This window comes from Bradyrhizobium sp. Gha, from assembly GCF_900113735.1.
Lineage (GTDB): Bacteria > Pseudomonadota > Alphaproteobacteria > Rhizobiales > Xanthobacteraceae > Bradyrhizobium.
Map to the genome: position 1 here is coordinate 1 of NZ_FOQM01000031.1, position 24,600 is coordinate 24,600.

The 24,600-nt window shown below is 64.8% G+C and carries 24 protein-coding genes and 1 tRNA gene; 10 read left to right on the forward strand and 15 right to left on the reverse strand.

All coding sequences use genetic code 11. From position 1 onward, the window contains the following. Window positions 1–310 (reverse strand): porin (locus BM222_RS29135; protein ID WP_177243541.1); only part of this gene is annotated, 310 nt, incomplete at its 3' end. 641 nt (window positions 311–951) lie between these two features. Here BM222_RS29135 and BM222_RS29140 point away from each other — a divergent pair. Together BM222_RS29140 and BM222_RS43445 are read left to right on the forward strand one after the other, a co-directional pair. Beyond that, window positions 952–1,044, forward strand: a tRNA-Ser gene (locus tag BM222_RS29140). Window positions 1,045–1,318: 274 nt separating this feature from the next. Continuing rightward, the gene (locus BM222_RS43445) at window positions 1,319–3,325 is read left to right on the forward strand and encodes an O-linked N-acetylglucosamine transferase family protein (RefSeq protein ID WP_177243542.1); all 2,007 of its coding nucleotides are present in this window, start codon (window positions 1,319–1,321) and stop codon (window positions 3,323–3,325) included. A gap of 76 nt (window positions 3,326–3,401) precedes the next feature. On the opposite strand, the gene BM222_RS29150 is transcribed toward BM222_RS43445, so the two are convergent. The 8 genes from BM222_RS29150 to BM222_RS29195 form a co-directional block, all read right to left on the reverse strand. Beyond that, the gene (locus BM222_RS29150; protein WP_092235881.1) at window positions 3,402–3,668 is read right to left on the reverse strand and encodes a hypothetical protein; all 267 of its coding nucleotides are present in this window, start codon (window positions 3,666–3,668) and stop codon (window positions 3,402–3,404) included. A 1,441-nt stretch (window positions 3,669–5,109) separates the two neighbouring features. After that, window positions 5,110–6,588: an Asp-tRNA(Asn)/Glu-tRNA(Gln) amidotransferase subunit GatB gene (gatB, locus tag BM222_RS29165; RefSeq protein WP_092235889.1), complete on the reverse strand. Its 1,479-nt coding sequence runs from the start codon at window positions 6,586–6,588 to the stop codon at window positions 5,110–5,112. Then, entirely contained in the window at window positions 6,585–6,887 is a 303-nt protein-coding gene (locus BM222_RS29170; protein WP_092235892.1) for a hypothetical protein, read from the reverse strand. The genes gatB and BM222_RS29170 overlap by 4 nt, the downstream gene beginning before the upstream one ends. Continuing rightward, complete coding sequence (gene gatA, locus BM222_RS29175) at window positions 6,878–8,353, reverse strand: Asp-tRNA(Asn)/Glu-tRNA(Gln) amidotransferase subunit GatA (RefSeq protein WP_092235895.1); 1,476 nt, start codon at window positions 8,351–8,353, stop codon at window positions 6,878–6,880. The genes BM222_RS29170 and gatA overlap by 10 nt, the downstream gene beginning before the upstream one ends. Beyond that, window positions 8,350–8,562 (reverse strand): hypothetical protein, encoded by a 213-nt coding sequence (locus tag BM222_RS29180; protein ID WP_092235898.1) that lies wholly within the window; start codon window positions 8,560–8,562, stop codon window positions 8,350–8,352. Before BM222_RS29180 ends, gatA begins: the two co-directional genes overlap by 4 nt. A gap of 78 nt (window positions 8,563–8,640) precedes the next feature. After that, window positions 8,641–8,928, reverse strand: a complete 288-nt coding sequence (gatC, locus tag BM222_RS29185; RefSeq protein ID WP_092235900.1) for an Asp-tRNA(Asn)/Glu-tRNA(Gln) amidotransferase subunit GatC — start codon at window positions 8,926–8,928, stop codon at window positions 8,641–8,643. A gap of 76 nt (window positions 8,929–9,004) precedes the next feature. After that, window positions 9,005–10,081: an NAD(P)H-dependent flavin oxidoreductase gene (locus BM222_RS29190; RefSeq protein WP_092235903.1), complete on the reverse strand. Its 1,077-nt coding sequence runs from the start codon at window positions 10,079–10,081 to the stop codon at window positions 9,005–9,007. A 117-nt stretch (window positions 10,082–10,198) separates the two neighbouring features. Then, complete coding sequence (locus BM222_RS29195) at window positions 10,199–11,239, reverse strand: NAD(P)H-dependent flavin oxidoreductase (RefSeq protein WP_092235905.1); 1,041 nt, start codon at window positions 11,237–11,239, stop codon at window positions 10,199–10,201. A gap of 96 nt (window positions 11,240–11,335) precedes the next feature. Between BM222_RS29195 and BM222_RS29200 the strand changes: the two genes are divergently transcribed. Continuing rightward, on the forward strand, window positions 11,336–12,226 hold the full coding sequence (locus BM222_RS29200) for a LysR family transcriptional regulator (RefSeq protein ID WP_092235909.1): 891 nt from the start codon (window positions 11,336–11,338) through the stop codon (window positions 12,224–12,226). Here the strand turns inward: BM222_RS29200 and BM222_RS29205 are convergent. After that, window positions 12,213–12,428, reverse strand: a complete 216-nt coding sequence (locus tag BM222_RS29205) for a hypothetical protein (RefSeq protein ID WP_092235912.1) — start codon at window positions 12,426–12,428, stop codon at window positions 12,213–12,215. The genes BM222_RS29200 and BM222_RS29205 overlap by 14 nt on opposite strands. Window positions 12,429–12,475: 47 nt before the next feature. Between BM222_RS29205 and ruvX the strand changes: the two genes are divergently transcribed. Beyond that, entirely contained in the window at window positions 12,476–12,967 is a 492-nt protein-coding gene (gene ruvX, locus BM222_RS29210; RefSeq protein WP_177243543.1) for a Holliday junction resolvase RuvX, read from the forward strand. 3 nt (window positions 12,968–12,970) lie between these two features. After that, window positions 12,971–13,894 carry an AEC family transporter gene (locus tag BM222_RS29215; protein WP_092235916.1) on the forward strand — a complete coding sequence of 308 codons (924 nt, stop codon included), beginning with the start codon at window positions 12,971–12,973 and terminating at the stop codon, window positions 13,892–13,894. A gap of 137 nt (window positions 13,895–14,031) precedes the next feature. On the opposite strand, the gene BM222_RS29220 is transcribed toward BM222_RS29215, so the two are convergent. The 3 genes from BM222_RS29220 to BM222_RS29230 are packed head-to-tail and all read right to left on the reverse strand — an operon-like array spanning window position 14,032 to window position 17,237. Beyond that, window positions 14,032–14,796 (reverse strand): CPBP family intramembrane glutamic endopeptidase, encoded by a 765-nt coding sequence (locus BM222_RS29220; protein WP_092235919.1) that lies wholly within the window; start codon window positions 14,794–14,796, stop codon window positions 14,032–14,034. A 23-nt stretch (window positions 14,797–14,819) separates the two neighbouring features. Next, complete coding sequence (locus tag BM222_RS29225; protein ID WP_092235921.1) at window positions 14,820–16,463, reverse strand: acyl-CoA dehydrogenase family protein; 1,644 nt, start codon at window positions 16,461–16,463, stop codon at window positions 14,820–14,822. An 18-nt stretch (window positions 16,464–16,481) separates the two neighbouring features. Next, window positions 16,482–17,237: a M15 family metallopeptidase gene (locus tag BM222_RS29230; RefSeq protein WP_244547302.1), complete on the reverse strand. Its 756-nt coding sequence runs from the start codon at window positions 17,235–17,237 to the stop codon at window positions 16,482–16,484. A gap of 230 nt (window positions 17,238–17,467) precedes the next feature. On the opposite strand from BM222_RS29230, the gene BM222_RS29235 reads away from it, so the two are divergent. The 4 genes from BM222_RS29235 to BM222_RS29250 all read left to right on the forward strand — a co-directional run bounded on the left by BM222_RS29235 (window position 17,468) and on the right by BM222_RS29250 (window position 21,654). Continuing rightward, window positions 17,468–18,415, forward strand: a complete 948-nt coding sequence (locus BM222_RS29235) for an aspartate carbamoyltransferase catalytic subunit (RefSeq protein WP_092235927.1) — start codon at window positions 17,468–17,470, stop codon at window positions 18,413–18,415. Window positions 18,416–18,420: 5 nt separating this feature from the next. Continuing rightward, window positions 18,421–19,722, forward strand: a complete 1,302-nt coding sequence (locus tag BM222_RS29240; protein WP_092236104.1) for a dihydroorotase — start codon at window positions 18,421–18,423, stop codon at window positions 19,720–19,722. Between the two features lie 32 nt (window positions 19,723–19,754). Next, window positions 19,755–20,351: a glycerol-3-phosphate 1-O-acyltransferase PlsY gene (plsY, locus tag BM222_RS29245; RefSeq protein WP_092235931.1), complete on the forward strand. Its 597-nt coding sequence runs from the start codon at window positions 19,755–19,757 to the stop codon at window positions 20,349–20,351. Between the two features lie 148 nt (window positions 20,352–20,499). Next, window positions 20,500–21,654 (forward strand): patatin-like phospholipase family protein, encoded by a 1,155-nt coding sequence (locus tag BM222_RS29250; protein WP_092235934.1) that lies wholly within the window; start codon window positions 20,500–20,502, stop codon window positions 21,652–21,654. Here the strand turns inward: BM222_RS29250 and BM222_RS29255 are convergent. After that, the gene (locus BM222_RS29255) at window positions 21,646–22,890 is read right to left on the reverse strand and encodes an amidase (RefSeq protein WP_092235937.1); all 1,245 of its coding nucleotides are present in this window, start codon (window positions 22,888–22,890) and stop codon (window positions 21,646–21,648) included. The genes BM222_RS29250 and BM222_RS29255 overlap by 9 nt on opposite strands. Window positions 22,891–22,980: 90 nt before the next feature. Between BM222_RS29255 and dprA the strand changes: the two genes are divergently transcribed. Then, window positions 22,981–24,123 carry a DNA-processing protein DprA gene (dprA, locus tag BM222_RS29260; protein WP_092235940.1) on the forward strand — a complete coding sequence of 381 codons (1,143 nt, stop codon included), beginning with the start codon at window positions 22,981–22,983 and terminating at the stop codon, window positions 24,121–24,123. Here the strand turns inward: dprA and BM222_RS29265 are convergent. Continuing rightward, complete coding sequence (locus tag BM222_RS29265) at window positions 24,120–24,542, reverse strand: winged helix-turn-helix transcriptional regulator (protein ID WP_092235943.1); 423 nt, start codon at window positions 24,540–24,542, stop codon at window positions 24,120–24,122. The genes dprA and BM222_RS29265 overlap by 4 nt on opposite strands. Between the last annotated feature and the right edge of the window lie 58 nt (window positions 24,543–24,600).

The window sequence follows — 24,600 nt, forward strand, 5'->3', positions numbered from 1 at the left end:
CCGTGAGGTCCATACGAGCGCGGCTGTAGTAGTAGTTCGTCAGACGGTTGTTCGAGCCGCCGTTGAAGGTGCCCGAGCTAAACCGGAAGCCGTAGTCGTTCGCGCCGCCAAGGATCATGTCCGCGCGGACGTAACCACCCAGCTTGATGCAGGTGTCGGTGCCGGGGATGTAGTAGAAACCTGCACCGTACAGGGAGCAGATCTTCACGTATTCGACGGCCTTGGCCTTCAACGGAAGATCGGCCGCCTGCGCTCCGCCAACGGCGAGCAGACCCGCCACTGAGCCGAGCAAAAGGCCCTTAAAGTTCATGTTAAACCTCCAAGTTGGTCTTTCAGGGAAGGTCACTGACCCGAACGGCCAATTCCCCAACCCCCTCTAAATCACCGCCCTGGCCACCTTCGCGTCTTCGGACACACCCGCATGAACACGAGGGACTTAAGCGAAAGACCTAAACGGGACGACCTCGGGATGCCCCCCTCCGTCGCCGGATCACAACAACTGAACGCCGTTGCACACACAACAAGAGATCGCTCCGAAACGGGCCTATCATGCGTATTTCTCGACGGGTGTTGCACAATTAACACGCAGATGTGATCGCGCGATATTTCTAATGAACTGTTTTTGCTTAGCTTTTTTGACGGGTTCCGTTTGCGGTCGAAATTCCCGTTTGGTCGTGTCCGGGCCTGCTTACGCACAGCCCCGGGTCGGAACACCCGAATCATTGGAATGCGGAGACAAGCGGGATGTGTCATCCCGGAAGGCTCGGCGCCCCGGAAACAACTGCAATCCGGCGCCACCGCGGGCGTGTGTCACGGACACACTTAATATGGCTGGGAACCCAAGAAGGTCAGGGGAATCCCGCATCGGCGGAAATCGTTGGGAATATTCGAGCGAAAACACACGCTTCCAAATTGACCGGCCCAAGCAATTAGATGCATAAGGCTCGCACCGGAGAGGTGGCCGAGTGGCTGAAGGCAACGCTTTGCTAAAGCGTCATACGGTCTCAAGCTGTATCGAGGGTTCGAATCCCTCCCTCTCCGCCACCCAGCAGAATCAATCTCAGTGAACTGTTTCACCTGAAGCATCGGGGCGCGGCAGCGAGAGCCTGACGCAAGGTTCCGCGATTGAACTCAACCCGATTCGTGCCCTCCCAAGAGTGAGCGCACCTAGCTCGCAGGTTTCGTTGGGCGATGGAAGCCGAGGACGAAGCGAAACGGGATGACGGCTGGAGGTTGTCTCATCCTGCAATTGCGACTAGTGTTTGAGCGCCCCTCCGCCACCGCACAGACCCGTCATCGGGCCCGGAACCTCAATCACATGTCGCAGCAGAGCCGCAACAGGGGAGCTTCGGCCCCCTCCTCACTTCATCCGTCGGCTATTCTGGGCCAGGCAATTGCGGCGCAGCGTTTGGGCAATCTGTCGGATGCGGAACGGGCCTACGCGACCATCCTGAGGGGAAGCAGAACGCATCCCATCGCCCTCCATATGATGGGGCTGTTGCACGCTCAGCGCGGCAATTTCTCCGACGCCGAGCCATTGCTCAAGAAGGCTGCCCGCGCCAATCCCGGTGATCCCGATGTTCTCTTCAACTACGCCAATGTGCTGCGCGTCCTGGATAAGACAGATGATGCGCTCGCCTGGTTTGCGAAAGTGATTGCCCTTTCGCCGAATTTCGCCGACGCGCATCTCAATCGCGGAGCGATCCTGCTAGCACGGAAGGAGCCTCACGCCGCCATCGCGGAATTCGATCGCGCCATTGCGATCGCGCCGTCGGGTGCAGCGTTCGCAAACCAGGGCAGCGCGTTCCAGCAGCTCGGTCAGCTCGACGAAGCGCATGACAGCTACCAACGTGCGCTCGCGCTCGAACCGTCGAATCCACAGTACCATTTCGTCTTGTCTGAGGTCCTTGGCCAAATGGGCCGACACGACGAAGCGATCGGAGCGCTCGAAAGAACGGTCGCCCTCAACAAGGCCTTTCCGTTCGCGTTGAGCAAGCTCGTTGATTTCAGGCGGAAGCGCGCCGACTGGCGCAGTTTCGAACGTGAACAGGCCGGCCTGGACGAGGCCGTCGAATCCGGTGTGGCGGTCGATCCCTTCACGTTCCTCCACGCTTCGTCGTCTCCCGCACACCAATTGACCTGTGCGAAGACATTTGTCGCCAGAGTCGCCCCGGAGCGAGGTGCCGCGAGACCCAGAACGCCGTCACCGGTTTCCCGGCTGCGGATCGGGTACATGTCTGCCGATTTTCGCAATCACGCCATCGGGCACTTGATGGTCGGAGCCATCGAGGAGCACGACCGCGAGCGCTTCGAGGTCAGCGCCATTTCCCTCGGAATCGACGACCGGAGCGAGTTGCGCGATCGCCTGAAGGCCGCATTCGAGCGCTTCGAAGACGTCAACCATCTTCCCGACGAGGACGTGGTCGAGCGGATACGCCAGCTCGACATCGAGATCCTCGTTGATCTCGGAGGCTTCACCGCTGGGGCGCGGCCGAAGATCCTGGCGCGCCGGGCGGCTCCCATCCAGGTCAACTATCTCGGCTACCCCGGCACGATGGGCGCAACCTACATGGACTACGTCATGGCCGACCCGATCATCGTCCCCGAAGCAGAGCAGAACCATTACGCCGAGAAGGTGATTTATCTCCCGGACAGCTATCAGCCGACCGACTCGAGGCGGTCGCTCGCAAATGTACCGGCCCGGAGCGAAGTCGGGCTGGCAGACGATGCATTCGTCTACTGTGCATTCAACAGAACGTCCAAGATCACGCCCGTGCTGTTCGATGTCTGGATGAGGCTGCTTGCAAAGACCGCCGGCAGCGTCCTTTGGCTGCTTGATGCGGACCCGATCGCCAGCGAGAACCTGAAGCGTGAGGCCGTTGCGCGCGGCATCGCAGCAGAGAGGATCGTGTTCGCCCCGCATGTGCCTGCCGACGCGCACCTGGCGCGCCACCAGCTCGCCGATCTGTACCTGGACACACTGCCGTACAATGCCCATACGGCGGCCAGCGACGCTCTCTGGGCTGGCTTGCCGGTCGTGACCTGCCTCGGCACCGCCTTTGCGGGACGCGTTGCAGCCAGCATCCTGACTGCTGTCGCGCTTCCTGAACTGGTGACGCGGTCATTGGACGACTATGAGGGCTTGGCGCTTCGGATCGCGCATGATTCCGAACTGCGAAGCGCCCTGAGGAGCAAGCTGGCGTCGCAGCGGACCACTTGGCCGCTATTCGACACGGCCCGCATGACGCGGCACGTCGAAAAAGCCTTCAATGAAATGTGGCGTCGGCACTGCGCTGGCGAAGCGCCGGCCTCGTTCGCGGTCTAGCGGCTTCATCGCATCACAACGAACCGGACCTCCCGAACAAGTCGAAGTCCAGTTCCCGCGTCGGGGGCTGCACCGCTCAGTGCGCGGACGCCCACGCCCTCGCCTCTCGCTGCGCGGCGGAGATCTCGGCCTCCGACATCTGCTCCGCCACTTCCTGGCGTAGCGCAACGGCGTCCTGGCGGCCGTTCAGGGCAGCAAGATTGAACCATTTGTGCGCGGCGACGAGGTCGATCAGACCCGAGCGGCCGCTCGCCCAATAGAGTCCGCGCTCGAACAGAACGTCTGAGAGCGCGGTCGCATCGATCGGCGTCGCCGTATCGAGATCGAAAGTACCCTGAAACATAACGCATCCCCTTTTTCTTATGCCGCCTCGAATCCCCGGAGCGCGGCTCCCGTCCAGCTCTGATGTGCAAAATCCCGTCTGGGATCGTGCGCTGTTCAACTCATCCCCAGGGCTTCTTGCCCGATGCCGTTTGCCGGCTTGTTGGAGGCGATGATGGCGGGCAAATTTGAATGGCAGTTTAAGTATCGCGATGAAGCAGACGTAAACGGGAAGCCGCGCCGCGCGCGCGATAATCTCAAGAAGTCCATGATTTGCAGGTACTTCTGCGTTTCCTCAGACTCTGTTTACCCCAGGATTTTGGGACATCGATAACCATCGCGCGCGGTGGCGCGTGTGCTGTGGTTACAATTTGTGGGGGCGGCACGAGGAAATGGGCCGCCTCGAGCTTGGCGCCGTCGCGGCAACGACAATGCATCGCAGCCCTCCCCTGCCTCTACGCAGAACGGTGCGGCGATCGCGGTCAGATCAGCAATGTCGGGAAAGGGATTGCCGGCAATACCCCGGCCTCAGGCAACGAGGGCGTCGGCGAACACGTCAGGACCAGATTCCAAATGAGCCCGAAGGCCGCGTGTGGAATTGCGGAGCCCTTATCAGGGAGACCGCACCGAACGAAGAAAACTTGTTTCTTCTGCCGGACCGTACCTGGCGGGCAAGCCCGCGAAGCTGAACGATCCGACCGTTGACCTGATGTCTCGCCGACACCCTCTATCGTCGACCAGAACCTCCAGGAGGCGCTGATGACGTGCCGGCTGCTAGGAGCCGGCAACTTCAGAAGTCGAAGTTACTTCTTCTTCTTCGCGACCTTGCGGGTCTTCTTCGCAGTCTTCTTCACTGCGCTCTTCGCCTTCTTCGCCTTCTTCGCTTTCTTGGCCATGTTGCCCTCCGATGTGTGAGATGGCTTTAATCGCTGCGCGCATTCGGGGATCGAATGTGCGCTCACCCCAAATACACCAACACGACGAAAAAAACATCTTCTCACTTAAGGAAGTGTTGACGACGCAGCGCGCGTGCGCCAGCCGCGCTTGATTTGCCAGTCGGCAGCCACTCGCGTCGCCGATTGCAAATGCTTCTCTCGACATCGACGTCGGCAAGCGCCGCGAGTGCCAGAAAATCCTATGCAACAAGCATTATTCTGCGCACGCACATCTCGCGCGTTCAGCGCGATGATGGACGCTGCGAAGCACGCGGTCGCGCAGCAGAGCCGAGTCGCGGACTCTGAGTCGCGAATTTTGGCAACGAAATTATTTTCATGCTTAACGGCGGGAGCGCTCGTCGGGGCGCGTGCAGGTCGCCGTTTTGCGCGAATCGCGCGGTGGCGATTCGGCGGCGCTGCGCGCCTTTGAGCAGCTGATGATTGCCGCAGATGATGCGCGCAAGCGTCGCATCACCGGGTCAAGCGAGGTGACGAGGCGCGTCCGTCACCTCGTCCGAACGCGTGACGTCAGATGCCGAGCTTGGACTTGAGCAGATCGTTGACGCTCTGCGGGTTGGCCTTGCCGCCTGAAGACTTCATCACCTGGCCCACGAACCAGCCGAGCGACTGCGGCTTGTCCTTCACCTGCGCAGCCTTGTCGGGATTGGCCGCGATGATGTCGTCGACAACCTTTTCGATCGCCGAAAGATCCGTGACCTGCTTCATGCCGCGGCTTTCGACCAGCGCACGCGGGTCGCCGCCCTCCTGCCAGACGATCTCGAACAGATCCTTGGCGATCTTGCCCGAGATCGTGCCTTCGCCGATCAGGTCGATGATCGCCGCCAGCTGCTCGGACGTCACAGGAGAGTCCGTAATATCACGGCCCTCCTTGTTGAGACGGCCGAACAGCTCGTTGATGACCCAGTTGGCCGCCATCTTCCCGTCGCGGGCGCGGTTGGCGAGCCTGTCGAGCACCGTCTCGTAGAACACAGCGCTCTCGCGCTCGGCCACCAGCACGCCCGCATCATAATCCGAGAGGCCGAAGTCGGCGACAAAACGCGCCTTCTTCTGGTCCGGCAGCTCGGGAAGCGATGCCTTCAGCTCGTCCACGAAGCTCTGCGAGAACTCCAGCGGCAGCAGATCCGGATCGGGGAAGTAGCGGTAGTCATGCGCCTCTTCCTTCGACCGCAGTGAGCGCGTCTCGCCCCTGTTGGGGTCGTAGAGCCGCGTTTCCTGGTCGATCTTGCCGCCGTCCTCCAAAATCTCGATCTGGCGCCGCGCCTCGTACTCGATGGCCTGGCCGATGAAGGTGATCGAGTTCAGGTTCTTGATCTCGCAGCGGGTGCCGAGCGGCGCGCCCGGCTTGCGCACGGAGACGTTGACGTCGGCGCGCAAGGATCCCTTCTCCATGTCGCCGTCGCAGGTGCCGAGATAGCGCATGATCGAGCGCAGCTTGGTCACATAGGCCTTGGCCTGCTCGGCGTCGCGGATATCGGGCTTGGAAACGATCTCCATCAGCGCCACGCCGCAGCGGTTGAGATCGATCAGGGACTGCGACGGCAGCTTGTCGTGCTGCATCTTTGCCGGATCCTGCTCCAGATGCAGCCGCTCGATGCCGATGGAGACGCTGCGGCCACCGTCGAGCTCGACCAGCACGTCGCCCTCGCCCACGACCGGCGACTTGTACTGGCTGATCTGGTAGCCCTGCGGCAGGTCCGGATAGAAATAGTTTTTCCTGTCGAACACCGAACGCAGATTGATCTTTGCGTTGAGACCGAGCCCGGTCCGGACAGCCTGTCTGACGCATTCCTCGTTGATCACAGGCAGCATGCCCGGCATCGCCGCATCGACCAGCGACACTTGGGTGTTTGGATCACCACCGAACGCAGTCGAGGCGCCCGAGAACAATTTTGATTTTGATGTGACCTGGGCGTGAATCTCCATGCCGATGACCATCTCCCAGTCGCCAGTGGCGCCCTTGAGAAGCTTGTGCGTAGCCGTGCTCATGTCCTGCTCCCGAGCAGCGTGGCAGCGATCCGCTCCCACTCCGCTTCCAATGAATCCTTTGCCGCGACCTGGCCGGCCTGGCGGTACCAGTAGCCGGCATTGCCGAGATCGCCTTCGACGCGGTGCAAATACGCGTGCACCCAGGCCGCCTCGCGGCTGCTCTCGTCCTGGACGATCTTGTGCGCCTGGTCCCAGTCGCCCTTCGCAGCCCACCAGAGGCCCGTGAGCGGCGCGCTCAACTCCGGCGCGGGTGCCGCGCCGTCGAGGCTTGCGATGAAGCCGGCGACATTCACCACCACCTCGCGGGCGTGAAGCGGCCGGCCGCCTGCTCGATCACTTCGCCGAGCGAGAACAGCGTCTCCTCCTCGAAGGGACGGCCGATCAGTTGCAGGCCGAGCGGCAGGCCCTGACTGTCCTTGCCTGATGGCACGGCAATGCCCGGCAGGCCCGCCATGTTCACAGTGACCGTGAAGACGTCGTTGAGATACATCTCGACCGGATCGGCCCCGCCTTTCTCACCGATGCCGAAGGCCGCCGACGGCGTCGCCGGGGTGAGGATCGCGTCGACGCCCCTCTCGAAGCAATCCTCAAAATCCCTCTTGATCAGCGTGCGCACCTTCTGGGCGCGCAGATAATAGGCGTCGTAATAGCCGGCCGAGAGCACATAGGTGCCGATCATGACGCGGCGGCGCACCTCGGCGCCAAAACCTTCGGCGCGGGTGTTCTCGTAGAGCTCGGTGATGGTCTTGCCCTGCCCGCGCAGGCCGTAGCGGACGCCGTCGTAACGCGCGAGGTTGGAGGAGGCCTCCGCCGGCGCCACGATGTAATAGGCCGGCAGCGCGTATTTGGTGTGCGGCAGCGACACCTCGACCAGCTCGGCGCCGGCCGCCTTCAGCCACGCCGCGCCCTCACTCCAGAGCTTCTCGATCTCGGCCGGCATGCCGTCGAGACGATACTCCTTCGGAATGCCGATCTTCATGCCCTTCACGGATTTGCCGATCGCGGCTTCATAATCAGGCACGGCAATATCGACCGAAGTCGTGTCCTTCGGATCGTGGCCGGCCATCGAGCGCAGCAGCATCGCGCTGTCGCGCACGCTGCGCGCAATGGGGCCGGCCTGGTCGAGCGAAGAGGCGAAGGCGACGATGCCCCAGCGCGAGCAGCGGCCATAGGTCGGCTTGATGCCGACGGTCGCGGTGAACGCCGCCGGCTGGCGGATCGAGCCGCCGGTGTCGGTCGCGGTCGCGCCCATGCACAGCAGCGCAGCAACGGCCGACGCCGAGCCGCCGGACGAGCCACCCGGCACCAGGGTGGTATTGGAGCCCTCACGCCGCCAGGGATTGCCGACGGGACCGAAGCACGAGGTCTCGTTCGCCGACCCCATCGCGAACTCGTCATTGTTGAGCTTGCCGAGCATGACGGCGCCGTCGCGCCAGAGCTGCGAGGTGACGGTCGACTCATAGGTCGGCACGAAATTGCCGAGGATCTTCGAGCACGCCGTGGTGCGCACGCCCTTGGTCGCGAACAGATCCTTGATGCCGAGCGGGATGCCGGCGAGCGGACCGGCGTCGCCCTTGGCGATCTTGCCGTCCGCCTCGCGCGCCATGGCCCGCGCCTGGTCCGGCGTCTCCATCACGAAGGCATTGAGCAGGCGCGCTTTCTCGATCGCGCTCAGATGCGCGTCGGTCAGCTCGAGCGACGTGAAAGTCTTGTCGGCGAGGCCCTTGCGGGCCTCGGCGAGCGTCAGCGATGTCAAATCGGTCATTTATTGATCGGGCTACAGAAAAAAGGAGACAGGGTCTTGTCGTTGGCCGGGTCGTCTTTTTTGGCGGCCGCATTCGCGGCGGCCTGCATTTCGTCGAGCACGGCATTGACGGCGACGTTGGGATCGGCAGCCTTACCCTGCCGTTCCATCTTGTCGAGGTAGTTCATGTAGGCCTGATAGGCCTTCTCATCGTCGCAAAGCATGCACATCGCACGGCGTCCTAAGAGTCATTAGTTGACGCGTTTTCTTGACGCGAACCGGATTCCACTTCGCTCGACAACGCTATGCTACTCGACGACCTTCGGCACCAGGAAGAAGTGACCTTCGGCCGCAGGCGCGTTGGCAACGATATCGTCGGCGATCCCGCCGTCATCGACCACGTCCTGCCGCTTCTTCATCTGCATCGGGGCGACCGAGGTCATGGGCTCCACGCCCTCGACATTGACCTCCGAGAGCTGCTCGACAAAGGCGAGCATGGCGTTGAGCTCGCCTTGCAGATGCGGAACCTCGTCCTCGGAAACCGCAATGCGCGCCAGATGCGCGATGCGGCGGACGGTAGCGGCGTCGACGGACATTATATATGGCCTCTCACGGCAAAACCTATGTGCCGTATAGCAGAGGCTGGTTTTGCGCCGCAACCGGGGCTGGAACCTACCCGGCCAGCGCCTTCAGGCGAGCCAGCGCCGATCTGGCAAGATCCCGGGTCAATTCGGCCGCGGGGACCTCACGGCCAAGGGCCACGGCCTGGCCGGCCCAGAGATTGGTGAAATCCACCCTGCCCTGCTTTTCGGCGGCCGCCTTCAGCGGTCCCAGCGCGGTCGCCGCATGGGGAAACGGCGGCGCATCCGGCGAGATCGGCCCGACCTCGCGCATCAGGCGATTCTGGACACCGCGCGCCGGGCGTCCGGTCATGACATTGGTGATGACGGTGGAATCGTCGCCCGCCTCAGCGAGCGCCTTGCGGCCGCCCGCGCTCACCTTGGACTCCGGACAGCGCAGATACGCACTGCCGATCTGCACGCCAGAAGCACCAAGTGCGAAGGCTGCGGCAATACCGCGCCCATCGGCGATGCCTCCGCAAGCGATCACCGGCACCTTCACGGCATCGACGACCTGCGGCACCAGCGCGAAGGTCCCGGGCTGTTCGGAGATCTTGTCGGTCAGGAACATGCCGCGATGGCCTCCGGCTTCGGCGCCTTGCGCAATGACCGCATCGACGCCGCGCTGTTCGAGCCAGACCGCTTCCTTCACCGTCGTGGCGGATGAGATGACGAGACAGCCCGCCGCCTTGACGCGCTTGAGCAGCGTCGGCTCCGGCAGGCCGAAATGAAAGCTGACGATTTCAGGCTTCAGCTCCTCGACCACCTCGCAGAACGCGGCATCGAACGGCGCGCGGTTCGCGGCGTTGATCGGCGCCGCGGGATCGAGGCCATGCTCGGTGTAATAACCAGCGAGCCGCTGCTTCCAGCGCGCTTCGGCCTCGGCCGTCAGATCGACCGGCGTGTGACAGAAGAAATTCATGTTCACCGGCGCCTTCACGCGCTGGCGGATGATGTTGACCTGCTCGCGCGCCTTCTCCGGCGACAGCATCGCGCTCGGCAACGAGCCAAGTCCGCCGCCCTGAGCCACGGCGATCACCAGCTCGGCATCCATCACGCCGGCCATCGGCGCCAGCACGATCGGAAATTCGGTCTTGAAGAGATCGATCAGTCGACGGTCAGGCCACATGGTTCTTGCCTCGTATTCGCTCTTCCCTGTCCCCTTGTGGGAGAGGGTGGATCGCCGCGATAGCGGCGAGACGGGTGAGGGGTTTGCATCCGCGGATGCTACGCCTCGGATTTGACTTTACTCTCCGTGGATAGAACCCCTCATCCGGCGCTGCGCGCCACCTTCTCCCACATGGGGAGAAGGGAAAGCACCGACCACCGAATTTCGTCGTCCTTCCAGCAACTGCTCGGCCTCAGCGGCGATCCGTTCGACGATCTCGGCAGCGGGGGGAATATCATGGATCAGGCCCACCGCTTCTCCGGCAAAGACGGCCGCGATTTCGAAATCGCCCGCCATTTTTGCCGCCGCATAGTCCTTCACAATCTCGTCCGCGCGTTGCAGCAGCTCGATCTCGCGGCCGGTCCAGGCCTTGATATGGCTGTTGACCAGCGTGCGCGCGGTGAACGGCGCCGGCCAGAACAGTTTTCGCGACCAGTCGGGGACGACTCCGCGCACGGTCCCGTTGCCGTCAGCCGTGCGAATGCGCTGCTTCGCCCCTTCCGCGCCATTGGCCTCAACGCTCGCATAGAAGCGCGTGCCGATCAGCACGCCGGATGCACCTAGCATCATCATCGCCGCAAGACCCCGGCCGTCGGCGATCCCGCCGGCCGCCACGACCGGCACGCGTCCGGCCGCGAGGTCGACGATATCAGGCACGATACCGACCGTGGTGCGCGAAGCGCCATGGCCACCCGCCTCCGTCCCCTGTGCGATCAAAATCTCTGCGCCGGCATCGAGCGCCTGCTTTGCCATCGCCTCAGTTTGCACCTGGCAGATCAATCGCGCGCCGCTCGCCTTGATGCGCGGTGCGAACGGCGCGGGATCGCCGAACGACAGCATGACGGCCTGCGGGCGCGCATCGAGCGCGATGTCGAGAAGCTCCGGCTGCTTGGCCAGGCTCCAGGTGATGAATCCGATCCCGAACGGTGCAAATCCCCTAAGCTCCGCCGCCTCAGCCTGCAGCCGCCCCCGGTCGCCGTAGCCACCGCCCAGAATGCCAAACCCTCCGGCCTCGCTGACGGCGCGGGTTAACCGGCTGCCGGCAATCGTGTCCATGGGCGCCGAGAGGATCGGATGCCTGATCCCGAGAAGCTCCGTCAGCGGCGTAGTGATCGGCATGAGGTCTCCCGCACTGGACAGGAAGATTAGGCCCAATTAGCATTCTCGAAAAATGAATTGTAGCGAACGCTGCCATCGCAAAAGCGAAACGATGCCATGGAACTGAGCGATCTCCAGACCTTCGCCGCTGTCGCCCGCACCGGCGGCATCACGCGCGCCGCCGAAGAGCTCAACACGGTGCAATCCAATGTCACCCAGCGCATCAAGGCCCTGGAGGCCGAGATCGGCACGCCGCTGTTCGAACGCCATAGCCGCGGCATGGCGCTGACGGGCGCCGGCAAGCGCCTCCTGCCTTATGCGCAACGAATGGCCGCGTTGTCGCGAGAAGCCGCCCTCGCCGCCCGGGACGACGGCGAGCCGAAGGGGCCGCTTTCGATCGGCTCGATGGAGACGACGGCTGCGGTGCGGCTGCCGCCGCTGCTCGCCGATTTCCACCGTCGCTTTCCGGCCGTGCGCCTCAGCCTTCGCACGTCGCCGACCGCCGATCTTGTCGCGAGCGTGCTCGAAGGCACGCTCGACGGCGCGTTCGTCGCTGGGCCTATCGCGCACGATGACCTTACCGCCACCAGCGCGTTCCGAGAGGAGCTGGTGCTGGTCAGCGCGCGGCGCTGGGGCTCGCTCGCCGAGCTGCGCGCCGGCACGCCTGAGTCAGGCCCGACGGCGCTGGTGTTCCGGACCGGCTGCACCTACCGTCAGCGCCTCGAGCAGATCTTCGTCGAGTTCGGCTGGCCGTCAGCAGCGCGCTTCGAGCTAGGCACGCTCGACGGCATGATTGGCTGCGTCGCCGCCGACATGGGCGTCACGCTCCTGCCCCGTGCGGTCATCGAGCGCAGCGCCATGAACGGCAGCGTGACGATGCATACGCTGAGCCCGTCACATGGGCGCGTCGAGACGCTGTTCGTCCAGCGTCGCGCCGGCCATCAAACCAGCGCGCTTCAAGGCTTTCTGTCCTGCCTGACCAAGGACGACGACATCATCGCGGCCTGATCCGCCACCGCCGCAGCGCGACAACGGCCCAGATCGCCTCGACCAGGCCGAACGGCCAAGCCCCTTGCAGGAATCCGTAGGCGGATCCTAGCGCACAGGACATTGCGAATAGCAGCACGGACCAATGGCTGCGGTCTTCGAGGGCATAAGTGATCAGCATCGCCGTCACGGCAAACAGCCCGAACACTGTCAATGCATCCATCGTTGTGGGTTCACTCCGCGGCGTGACGCATGATATGCGCTAGTGCCATGCCCGCTCTTATCCTGCCCCTCGTCGATGCTGCAACCCACTGGCCCGAACGCGGCGGGTTGATCGGCCTTGACCTCGGCACCAAGACCATCGGCGTTGCCGTATCCAATCCGGACCGGCGGCTCGCGACCGGCGTCGAGACCATCCAGCGCAAGCAGTTCAAGCAGGATGCAGCCCGCCTGCTTGCCATCGCCACCGAACGCAAGGTGGTCGGCTTCGTGCTCGGCCTGCCCATCAACATGGACGGCAGCGAGGGCCCGCGCGCGCAATCGACCCGGGCGTTTGCCCGCAACCTTGCCAATCTGACCACCCTCCCGATCGGCCTCTGGGACGAGCGCCTGTCGACCGCCGCGGTCGAGCGCGAGCTGATCGGCATGGATGTCAGCCGCGCCAAGCGCGCCGAGGTGATCGACGAGCACGCCGCCATCTTCATCCTGCAAGGCGCGCTCGACCGGCTCGCCAATCTGCGCGGCAGCCCGGGGACGGGCTGATCCATGGCGGCCGTGATCGCGGCGCTGCTGCCCGTCTTCATCCTCATCATGCTCGGCGTCGTGCTCCGGCACAGCCTGATGCGGCTCGACACGCAATGGCACGGGCTGGAGCGGCTGACCTATTTTGTCTTGTTTCCAATGCTGCTGATCCAGACGCTGGTGAAGGCCGATCTCTCGAAAGTGCCGGTCGCCGGCGTCGGCGGTGCGCTGCTGCTGTCGGCGCTGGCGATGTCGCTGCTCTGCCTCGCGTTGCGGCCGGCCCTGTCACGGCTCGATATCGACGGCCCCGCCTTCACCTCGATCTTTCAGGGCGCAACGCGCTGGCAGACCTATGTCGCCCTTTCGGTCTCGGCCAATCTGTACGGCGACGTCGGACTGGCGCTGGCCTCGGTCGCGATGATCGCGATCATCCCGCTGGTCAACGTGTTCAGCGTCGCCGTGCTGGCGCATTACGCTTCGCCCAAGAAGCAATCCGCGCGGGCGATCGCGATGACCGTGATCCGCAATCCCCTGATCTGGGCCTGCGCCATCGGCCTCGTCATCAACGTCGTCCATGTGCCACTGCCAAAGATCTGGCACGAGGTCGCCGACGCGCTCGGTCGCTCCTCGCTGCCCATCGGCCTGCTCGTCACCGGTGCCGGTCTCCAGCTCAAGGGCCTGCTCCGCCCGAGCCTGGGCGTAACGGTCGGCGTGGCGTTCAAGCTGGTCTTGATGCCGCTGCTCGCACTAACGCTCGCCCGCTGCTTTGGGCTCACGGGCACCAACCTCGCGATCATCGCGATCTGCGGGGCGGTGCCGACCTCGCCGAGTGCCTATGTGCTGGCCCGCCAGATGGGCGGGGATGCACCGCTGCTGGCGCAGATCATCACGCTGCAGACGATTCTGGCGGCGATCACGATGCCGATCGCGATCGCGCTGGTGGCGTAGAACTCTTGGTCGAGAGCGCCACCTCTCTCACCTCGTCATTGCGAGGAGCTCTTGCGACCAAGCAATCCAGAGTGCCTCCGCCGAAAGATTCTGGATTGCATCGCTGCGCTCGCAATGACGGAGTCCGAGACGAGCAGCTATTGCGCCAGCCACATCGTCAGCACCACCGCGGTCATGTTGTTGAGCGCATGCAGCACGATGGTGAGCCAGAGCGAGTTGGAGCGGTGGCGCATGTAGCCGAACCACAGGCCGATCGAGAAAACTTCTGCGAGGAAGTACAGGTCGTATTGCAGATGTACCGCCGTCCACACCAGTGACGACAAGATGATCGCGCCGGGCACGCGCAGGAAGCTTGCCGACCAGCCGCGGAACAGGAAGCCGCGTGCGAGCACCTCCTCCGACATCGGCGCCGCCACGCTGAAGGCGAACAGCAGCAATAACGCAGCGCCGCTGTCACGGCCCGATTTGAGGAGATCGGTCATGAAGCCAGGCGTCGCTTCGCGACCGAGGGATCGCGACACCACCTCCCAGCCCATCACGACCAGGATGAGGCCGGCGGTGCCAAGCAACAGCTGCCCCCAGGACGGCCAGCGCAGCGCAAGATAGTCGACGAAAGAGGCCCGCTTGATGCGGATGGCGAGCCACACCGCCGCGAGCGTCGCCGGCAAGCCCATGGTGACCGAGAGCGCCAGCGCCTGCGGCTCGCGGCCGACCGACTGGATCGAGGCCATGTCGAGCGGCAGACCGCGCATTCTTATCAACAGCAGGATCGCCCCGACCTGGCCGACGAACATGGCGACGAAGATGAGCAGGCCCCACAGTGCCGTGCCCCAGAACTTCCAGACCCGCAGCGGTGCGGCCGTCTCGGTCAGCGGCGGATGATCGGGATTGAGGGAGTCCATCACAAGACTTTCTGTTGGCAGGCTCACGGCAGCGCCCGCTCGAGCAGCGCACGGACGTCGCCGCTGTCGAGCTCCACCGCGCCGTACATGCTGGCGTGATTGGCGGCGAGGCGCGTGGCGGCGAACAGTTCAGCGTTGTGGGACGACACGTCTTGGAGTGCAGCAGCGGCGGCCAGCAGCGCCAGCTTCTCGACTGCGAGCCGCGCGACGCGCTCGCCGTCGGCGCGGCGGAAGGTCTTGCCGATGAATGTAACAGCCTCGCCTGCTCCCGGCAGACCTTTCGTCTCGGCGGCCAGCGATTGCAGCACGGCCATTGCGGCCTCCGGCTCGCGCGAGAGCGCGCGAAGCACGTCGAGGCACATCACGTTGCCCGAGCCTTCCCAGATCGCGTTGACAGGCGCCTCCCGATAGTGCCGTGCCAGAATACCATCCTCGACATAGCCGTTGCCGCCGAGGCACTCCATGGCTTCGTAGAGGAACGACGGCGCGCTCTTGCAGGTCCAGTATTTGATCGCGGGCGTCAGCAGCCGCATATAGGCCGCCTCCGCCGCATCGTGCGGAGTGCGGTCGAAGGCGCGGCAGAGCCGCATGACGAGCGCCGTGCTCGCCTCGACATGCAGCGCCATGTCCGACAGCACGGCCTGCATCAAGGGCTGATCGGCCAGATGTTTCTGGAACACGCTGCGGTGACGGGCGTGATGCAGCGCATGCGCGAGCCCCGAGCGCATCAGGCCGCTCGAGGCAATCGCGCAATCCTGCCGTGTCAGTTGCACCATCTGGATGATGGTGCGGATGCCCTTGCCCTCCTCGCCGACGCGCTCGGCATAGGCGCCGACGAACTCGACTTCCGAAGACGCATTCGAACGGTTGCCGAGCTTGTCCTTCAGCCGCTGGAACTGGATCGCGTTCACCGATCCGTCCGGCGCGAAGCGCGGCATGAAGAAGCAGGTCAGTCCGCTATCTGCCTGCGCCAGCACGAGGAATGCATCGCACATCGGCGCCGACATGAACCATTTGTGGCCGGTGACGCGATAGGCGCTGCCATCGCGCACCGCGCGCGTCATGTTGGCACGCACGTCGGTGCCGCCCTGCTTCTCGGTCATGCCCATGCCGAGCGTCATGCCGCGCTTCTCCCACCACGGCGAAAAGCTCGGATCGTAGCTCTTCGTCGACAGCACCGGCATCACGCGCGCGAGCAGATCCGGCTGCATCGCCAGCGCCGCAACGGAGGCGCGGGTCATCGTGATCGGGCAGAGATGGCCGGTTTCGACCTGCGAGGCCATGTAGAATTTTGCCGCGCGGATGACTTCGGCCGCACCGTCCGCAGGCTTGCCATCCGCGGTCCATGTCGAATTATGCACGCCGGCGTGCGCGCTGTGCGCCATCAGCTCGTGATAGGCGGGGTGAAACTCGACCTGGTCGCGGCGATTGCCCTTGGCGTCGAAGCTGCGCAGTTTCGGCGTGCTCTCGTTCGCCGCGCGCCCGCGGTCGGCCATCGCAGCCGAGCCCCAGTGCTTGCCGAACTCGGACAGCTCCCGCTCCGCCCCCGCTCCGCCATTCGCCTTCACAGCGTCGACCAACGACCGGTCCACGGCAAATAAATTCACATCCTCGAACGGTGGCGACTGGTTGAAAACCTCGTGGGTCGCGAAGCTGGGCTGGGTCATCTGGTTTCCTTGGCGGATTCAGTTCCGCCACGGCTGGATCGGGAAATCATAGGCTGCCCCGCCCGCAGCAGGCAGGGAAAAATGCCACCACTCCTTTGAATAGTTCACAAAGCCTTGCTTGGCCATGGCCGCCACCAGCCGCTTGCGCCAGGCGCGCTGATCCGGTGTGATCGACGGTGCTGCGGTATGCCCTTTTGCATCAGTGCAGTCATAGCCGGTGCCCATGTCGACGCTGCCCTCCGGCAGCCGCGCCGCCACCGGCGCCGTACAATCGGCGTAGGATTTTGCGGGATCGATCCTGGCGGAATTGTCGGCCTTCAAATCGACCAAAGTGAGATCGAGCGCAGCGCCGGTCGAGTGCTGCGAGCGGCTCGCGATATAGCCGAGGCGAAACAGCTCCGTCTTGGCAATGCGCGGATTGTAGCGCCGATCGGCCGCCGTCTCATGGCCGTTTTGCGACCATCTCACCATGTCGAGCGAGGCCCTCGCCGGCCGGTAACAATCGAACATCTTAAGTGAGAGATTTTGCGACGCGAGCTCCTGCTGCACCGCCTTCAGCCGCAATCCGACCTCTCGCTTCACCACGCATTCGGCGGCGCCGTAGCCTGCGAGCGGACGGCCGACGAAGTTGTTCGCGGTGGCATAGCGGATGTCCTGGATGATGCTGGGATCGACGTCGCGCAGATAGACGAAGCCGCGCGGGAGTGTTTGGGCGGAAGCGGAAGCGGATGAGATCAAGCCGATTGCCGTGATTGCAGCCGTTGTTGCTTTCACGCGATGTCTCCCCGTCGTCATGGCCGGGTTTATCCGGGTTTATCCCGGCCATCCACGCCTTATTTGCGTCAAATGCGATAGAAGATCGTGGATGCCCGGGACAAGCCCGGGCATGACGGAGGAAGTGGCGACGCGTCACCACGGCCCAAACCGACACATCGGGGGATAACTCCCCGCCCCGGCTTTGGCGCTTGCTCCGCCCGCCATCCGCGCCTATAGCTCTCGCTTTAATGACATCGAAATCGACCTTCGTCCTCGGCCACCGGCATTTGCTGGGCATCGAGGGCCTTTCCGCGGCCGACATTACCGGCCTCCTCGACCTGTCGGAAGAATATGTCGAGCTCAACCGCCAGGTTGACAAGAAGCGCACCGTCCTGCGTGGACGGACGCAGGTGAACCTCTTCTTCGAGGCCTCGACCCGGACACAGTCCTCGTTCGAGCTCGCGGGCAAACGGCTGGGCGCCGACGTCATGAACATGTCGGTGTCCTCCTCGTCCATCAAGAAGGGCGAGACGCTGGTCGACACCGCGATGACGCTCAACGCCATGCACCCTGACATCCTGGTGGTGCGCCATCACGCCTCGGGCGCGGTGGAACTGCTGGCCCGCAAGGTCGACGGTTCCGTGATCAATGCCGGCGACGGCGCGCATGAGCATCCGACCCAGGCGCTGCTCGACGCGCTCACCATCCGCCGCAACAAGGGCCGGATCGAGGGTCTCGTGGTCGCGATCTGCGGCGACGTGCTGCATTCGCGCGTGGCCCGCTCCAACATCATCCTGCTCAACACCATGGGCGCCCGCGTCCGTGTCGTCGGCCCCTCCACGCTGCTGCCCACAGGCATCGAGCGAATGGGCGTCGAGGTCGCGCGCGACATGCGCGAGGGCCTCAACGGCGCCGACATCGTCATGATGCTGCGGCTCCAGCGCGAGCGCATGAACGGCTCCTTCGTGCCGTCGACCTCTGAATATTTCCACTATTTCGGGCTCGACCAGAAGAAGCTCGGCTACGCCAAGCCCGACGCGCTCGTGATGCATCCCGGTCCCATGAACCGCGGCGTCGAGATCGACACCGCGGTGGCCGACGGCGCGCAGTCCCTGATCCGCGAACAGGTCGAGATGGGCGTGGCCGTGCGCATGGCCGTGCTCGAAGCGCTCGCCCGCAACCTGCCGAACGCGTGATGCCCATGCTGACCGACCGCCGCCCGATCCTGCTCGCCAACGCCCGCGTCGTCGATCCCTCAAGGGATTTCGACGGTCCCGGCGACGTCCTGATTGCCGACGGCATCATCCGCGAGACCCGCCGCGGCATCGGTGCGGCCGGCGTCCCCGAGGGCACCGACGTCGTCAACTGCTCCGGCAAGATCGTGGCCCCCGGCCTGATCGACATGCGCGCCTTCGTCGGCGAGCCTGGCTTCAGCCACCGCGAGACCTTTGCCTCCGCGAGCCAGGCGGCTGCGACCGGCGGCATCACCACCATCATCTGCCAGCCCGACACGTTGCCGGTGATCGACAATTCGGCGACCGTCGACTTCGTGATGCGCCGCGCCCGCGACACCGCGATCGTCAACATCCAGCCGATGGCGGCGCTGACCAAGGGCATGCGCGGCGAGGAGATGACCGAGTTCGGCCTGCTCAAGGCCGCCGGCGCAGTGGCGTTCAGCGACGGCGACCGCAGCGTCACCAATTCGCAGGTGATGCGCCGCGCGCTGACCTACGCCCGCGATTTCGACGCGCTGATCGTGCACCACACCGAGGACCCTGACCTCGTCGGCGAAGGCGTGATGAATGAAGGCGAGTTCGCCTCGCGGCTCGGCCTGATGGGCATCCCGAAGGCCGCCGAGGCCGTGATGCTGGAGCGCGACATGCGCCTCGTCGCGCTCACCGGCGGCCGCTATCACGCAGCAGCGCTGTCATGCATCGAGTCGCTCGATATCCTGAAGCGCGCCCGCGACGCCGGCCTCGCCGTCAGCGCCTCGGTCTCGATCAACCATCTCGCGCTGAACGAGAACGACATCGGCCCCTACCGGTCGTTCTTGAAGATATCGCCGCCGCTGCGGACCGAGGATGACCGCCGCGCGCTGGTGGAGGCGATCGCCTCCGGCCTCGTCGACGTCATCATGTCCGACCACAATCCCCAGGACGTCGAGGTCAAGCGCCTGCCCTTCGCGGAAGCCGCGCCCGGCGCCATTGGCCTGGAGACCATGCTGCCGGCAGGCCTGCGGCTGGTTCACAATGACGAGCTCGATCTCAAGACGCTGATCCGGGCGATGTCGACCCGGCCGGCCGAGCTGCTCGGCTTGCCGGGCGGAACCCTGCGCGTCGGAAGCCCTGCCGACGTCGTCGTGATCGATCTTGACGTTCCCTGGGTGGTCGATCCCGCCGACCTGAAATCACCCTGCAAGAACACCCCGTTCGACGAAGCCCGCTTTACAGGCCGCGCGATCAGGACCATCGTCGGTGGACGAACCGTGTTCGAGCATGTCTGAGGTGAAGAGTTCTCTCCGAAGGATTTGCGGATATGGGGCTTGATGCATTCCTGCCGGTGGCCTTGGTCATCGGGTATCTGCTGGGCTCGATTCCGTTCGGGCTGGTGCTGACCCGGCTCGCCGGCACGCAGGATCTGCGCTCGATCGGCTCCGGCAATATCGGCGCTACCAACGTGCTGCGCACGGGCCGCAAGGGCCTCGCCGCGGCGACCCTCCTGCTCGACGCGCTGAAGGGCACCGCCGCCGTGGTGGTCTCAGGCTATGTCGCGGGTCCCAATGCCGCGATGCTGGCCGGCCTCGGCGCCTTCCTCGGCCACCTCTTCCCGGTCTGGCTCAAGTTCAAGGGCGGCAAGGGCGTCGCGGTCTATATCGGCATCCTGCTCGGCCTGTTCTGGCCCGGCGCCCTCGTGTTCTGCCTGCTCTGGCTGGCGACCGCCTTCACCACCCGCTACTCCTCGCTTTCGGCGCTGGTGGCGGCGTTCATCACGCCGCTGTTCCTGTGGTGGTTCGGCCACCTCGCCCTCGCCTCGCTGTTTGCGGTGCTGACCCTGCTGCTGTTCTACATGCATCGCGAGAACATCAAGCGCTTGCAATCAGGAAAAGAAGGCCGCATCGGCGAGAAGGCCTGAAGCCTGAAAAAGTACGGATACCGCCGCGGGGCCTCCGCATTATATGCCAAATCCTGTTCGCAACTCGCAGCCGATTCCGGCCGGGAGTAGCGGCTGAGTTCCATGCCTGTCATCCTGACAGAGCAAATGGCGTTACGCGGTGCTCAGAATGAGCGAGAAGATTGACGGCACGCATGACGACGGTGGCGCGCAGGGCTCTGCGGCAAGTCGCTTGCTCTCGACGACCAACATCTGGGCCGATGCGCCCTCGCCGCATCACGCGCCAAAGCCTATTGCTCTGCCGCCGCGGCCTGATCCCATCGTGCAAGCACGTCTAACGCCCGCACCTGTTGTTGCGCCGGCGCGCGCCCAGCCGTGGCCGCCGCGAAAGCTGTCGCTGGCGCTCCAGGGCGGCGGCACGTTCGCCGCCTTCACCTGGGGTGTGCTCGAGCGGCTGCTGGAAGAGCCCTCCATCGAGCTCGACACCATCAGCGGCGCCAGCGCCGGCGCGATCAACGCGCTGCTGCTCGCGGGCGGCCTCGCCGAAGGCGGCCGCGAAGCGGCGCGCAGCCGGCTGAACCGGTTCTGGACCCGGTTGATGCACGAGGCCTCGTTTCGCTCGCTGATGCTGATCGGCGGCTTCTCTCCGGCGGGAAGCTCGGTCGCCTTCGGGCCGACGCTGCGCTCGGGCCATTTCGATCCGTTCGATCTCGATCCACTGCGCCAGGCGTTGTCGCGCGACGTCAATTTTGCGGCGCTCCGAGACGCGAAATGTCCAAAGCTGCTGATAGCAGCGACGCGGATCCGCGACGGCGAGCTGCAGATTTTTGGCAATGACGCCGTGACCGCCGACGTCGCTCTCGCCTCGACCTGCCCGCCGCTGGTTCACTGCGCCGTCGAGATCGACGGTGAGGCCTATTGGGACGGCGGCTATGGCGGCAATCCGCCGCTGATCAAGCTCGCGCAGGAATCGACGACCCCCGACCTGCTGCTCATCCAGGTCACGCCCACGCGCGACAGCTACGTGCCGATCACGCTCGCCGCGATCGATCGTCGTCTGGACCAGATCGCGGCGAACGCCGCTCTCAGTGCCGAGGTCGCAGCAATCGCATGGGCGCAGTCGCGTGCTGCACCGTCGCTGCGTCTCTCCAGAATCGCGGCCGAAGACTCCGTTGACGGGCTCGCGCAGCGCTCATCCACCGATCTCGGCCGAGGCTTCATCCGCACGCTGCATCGAAACGGCCGCGAGGCCGCCGAGCGCTGGCTCAGGCAAGGCGCCAAAGCCCAACGCATCCTGCCCGCCGCCGAACCCGCGCTAGCCTGACTTCGCCAGCGCATTCTCCAGAAACCACGCCGCCGCCAACGCGCCGGGATCGTTGCCGAAGCGTGCGATCACCTGCACGCCGACAGGCAGGCCACCGACCTTCATCACCGGCACGTTGACGCAAGGATTGCCCATCAACGTCCACAGCCTGTTATAGCGGGGCGAACCGGTCGAGGCGAGCTCCTTGGCCGGTGCGGTGCCGGGCGCCGAATAGGTCAGCAGCACGTCGATGCCTTCGAACAGTTCGCCAAGCTCGCGACGGCCACGGCGAGCGATCCGGCGTGCGTCGTCATATTCCTTCGGCGTCAGTCCAACGGTCTCGTCGAGGCTGGCGCGCAGCATCGGTGCGATCTCGTCGTGATGCTCGTCAAACTCCCACGCGAGCGCGCGATGCGCCTCGAAATCCTGGATGATCGGGTGGATGCGCCAGGCCTCCTTCAACGCCGCGGGCAGATCGATCGTCCGCACGCTGGCGCCGGCCTTCCCGGCGGCCTTGATCGCCACCAGCAAGCCCTCTTCCGCCGCCGGCTCGACCGCCTCGGCAAATTCCTGCCTGACAACGCCGATGCGCGGGGCCTTTGCCGGCGAAATGCCGGCAAATTCGGTGCGGCCGGTCATTCCCAGCAGTCCGCGCGCGAGATCTTCGGCGCGCGATCCGAACAGCCCGACCGTGTCGAGCGCCCACGAATAACACTTCACGCCGACCGTCGGCAGCATGCGGAACGACGGCTTGATCGCGGCAGCGCCGCAATAGGCGGCGGGTCGGATCACCGAGCCGCCGGTCTGGGTGCCCAGCGCCAGCGGGATCATGCCGGCGCCGACAGCTGCGGCCGACCCCGACGACGAGCCGCCCGGCGTATGGCCAAAATTGTGCGGATTGCGCGTCGGCGTCGGATCACGCGAGGCGAACGCCGTCGTCGTGGTCTTGCCGATGATGGTGGCCCCTGCCCGCCTCAGCATCATCACCACGGGCGCGTCGCTGCGCGGCTGCCACCCGCGATAGATCTCCGAGCCCATCTCGGTCGGCATGTTGGCGGTGTCGATGATGTCCTTGATGCCGACCGCGATGCCCCGCAGCGGACCGGACGCTTGCGCTTTCGCCGACTTGTCGTGCCGGACAAAGGCACGAACATCCCCGTCTTTGGCCTCGATCGCCGCGTGCGATTGCGCGATGGCGTCATCGGGCGAAAGCTCCTCCGCTTCAATGCGGCGCTGGAGATCGGCGAGTGAGATCATGGCAAAATCCTTCTTATTGGCATCGCTTTTAGCATTGCGCCAAGGCCACGCAAGCGCACGCCGCTGTTGCTCACGCCCTCAGGTTGTTCCATGCTGCGCCCACAAGGAGACGCCGTGGACGCCATCAACCCAAGCGTGGAGCTGACCGAGCAAGAGCGGATCGACCGCCTGCGGCTGATCCGCTCCGACAATGTCGGGCCGCGCACCTTTCGCTCGCTGGTCGATCACTTTGGCAGCGCGCGAGCTGCGTTGGAGCGGCTGCCCGATCTGGCACGGCGTGGCGGGGCGTCGCGTTCGGGGCGCATTTGTACCGTCGACGAGGCCAGGGCCGAGCTCGCGGCGAGCCGCGCATTCGGCATCGCCTGGCTCGCGCCAGGCGAGGACGGTTATCCGGATCGGCTGTCGACGCTCGACGATGCGCCACCGCTGCTCGCGGTGCGCGGCGACGTCGCGACCTTGATGCGGCCCATGATCGCGATCGTCGGCTCGCGCAATGCGTCGGGCGCGGGCTTGAAGTTCGCCGGCCAGCTCGCCCGAGAACTCGGCGAAGCCGGCTTCGTCATCATCTCGGGACTCGCCCGCGGCGTCGACCAGGCCGCGCATCGCACGAGCGTAGATCGCGGCACGATCGCGGTGCTCGCCGGCGGACATGATTGCATCTATCCGCCCGAGCATGGCGATCTGCTCACTGCGATCCTCGATCAGCAGGGCGCGGCGATCTCCGAGTTGCCGCTCGGCCACGAGCCGCGCGCCCGTGATTTCCCGCGCCGCAACCGGCTGATCTCCGGCGCTGCGCTTGGCGTGGTCGTGGTGGAGGCCGCGCACCGCTCGGGCTCGCTGATCACCGCGCGCATGGCCGCCGAACAGGGCCGCGAGGTGTTCGCCGTCCCCGGCTCGCCGCTCGATCCGCGCGCAGCCGGCACCAACGATCTGATCAAGCAGGGCGCAACGCTGGTTACCGCAGCGTCCGACATCGTCAACGCGGTTGCGCCGATCATGGAGCGGCCGCTGATGCACCCGATAGGCGAGCCCGACAGCGAGCCGTTCGAGAGCGATCCGCAAAGCCATGATCGCGACCAGATCACCGGCCTGCTCGGCCCGAGCCCGATCTCGATCGACGATCTCGTGCGAATGTCGGGCGCCTCGCCTGCGATCGTGCGCACGGTGCTGCTGGAGCTCGAGCTAGCCGGCCGGCTCGAACGCCACGGCGGCGGTCTCGTCTCGCTGCTTTAGGTGCCGCTGCGCTCGTCGAAGCGCGTGCGCGCCGCCGCGATCTGCTCCTGATGCGTCTTCGCCCACTCGCCGAGCGCCATCACCGGCTGCTGCAGCCCGCGGCCCAGATCGGTCAGCTCGTAATCGACGCGTGGCGGAATGGTCGGAAAGATCGTGCGCGTGACGAGACCGTCGCGCTCCAGCCCGCGCAAGGTCAGGGTCAGCATCCTTTGCGAGATGCCGTTGATCATGCGCTTCAGCTCATTGAAGCGCTTGGGGCCATCGCTGAGCATCATGATGACGAACACGCTCCATTTGTCGCCGACGCGCGCGAGGATCGAGGCGACGCTGCGGCAATCGGCATGATCCGGATCGGGCAGCTCGGGGCGCGGCGGCAAGGCGGGCAAACGGCTGTGTGTCGGTCTCAAAGATGTGCCCATGGCTCAAAAAAGTGCGTTCTTGCGGAGAATTTGGCAGTCACTCATGTAGTGCGGGTTA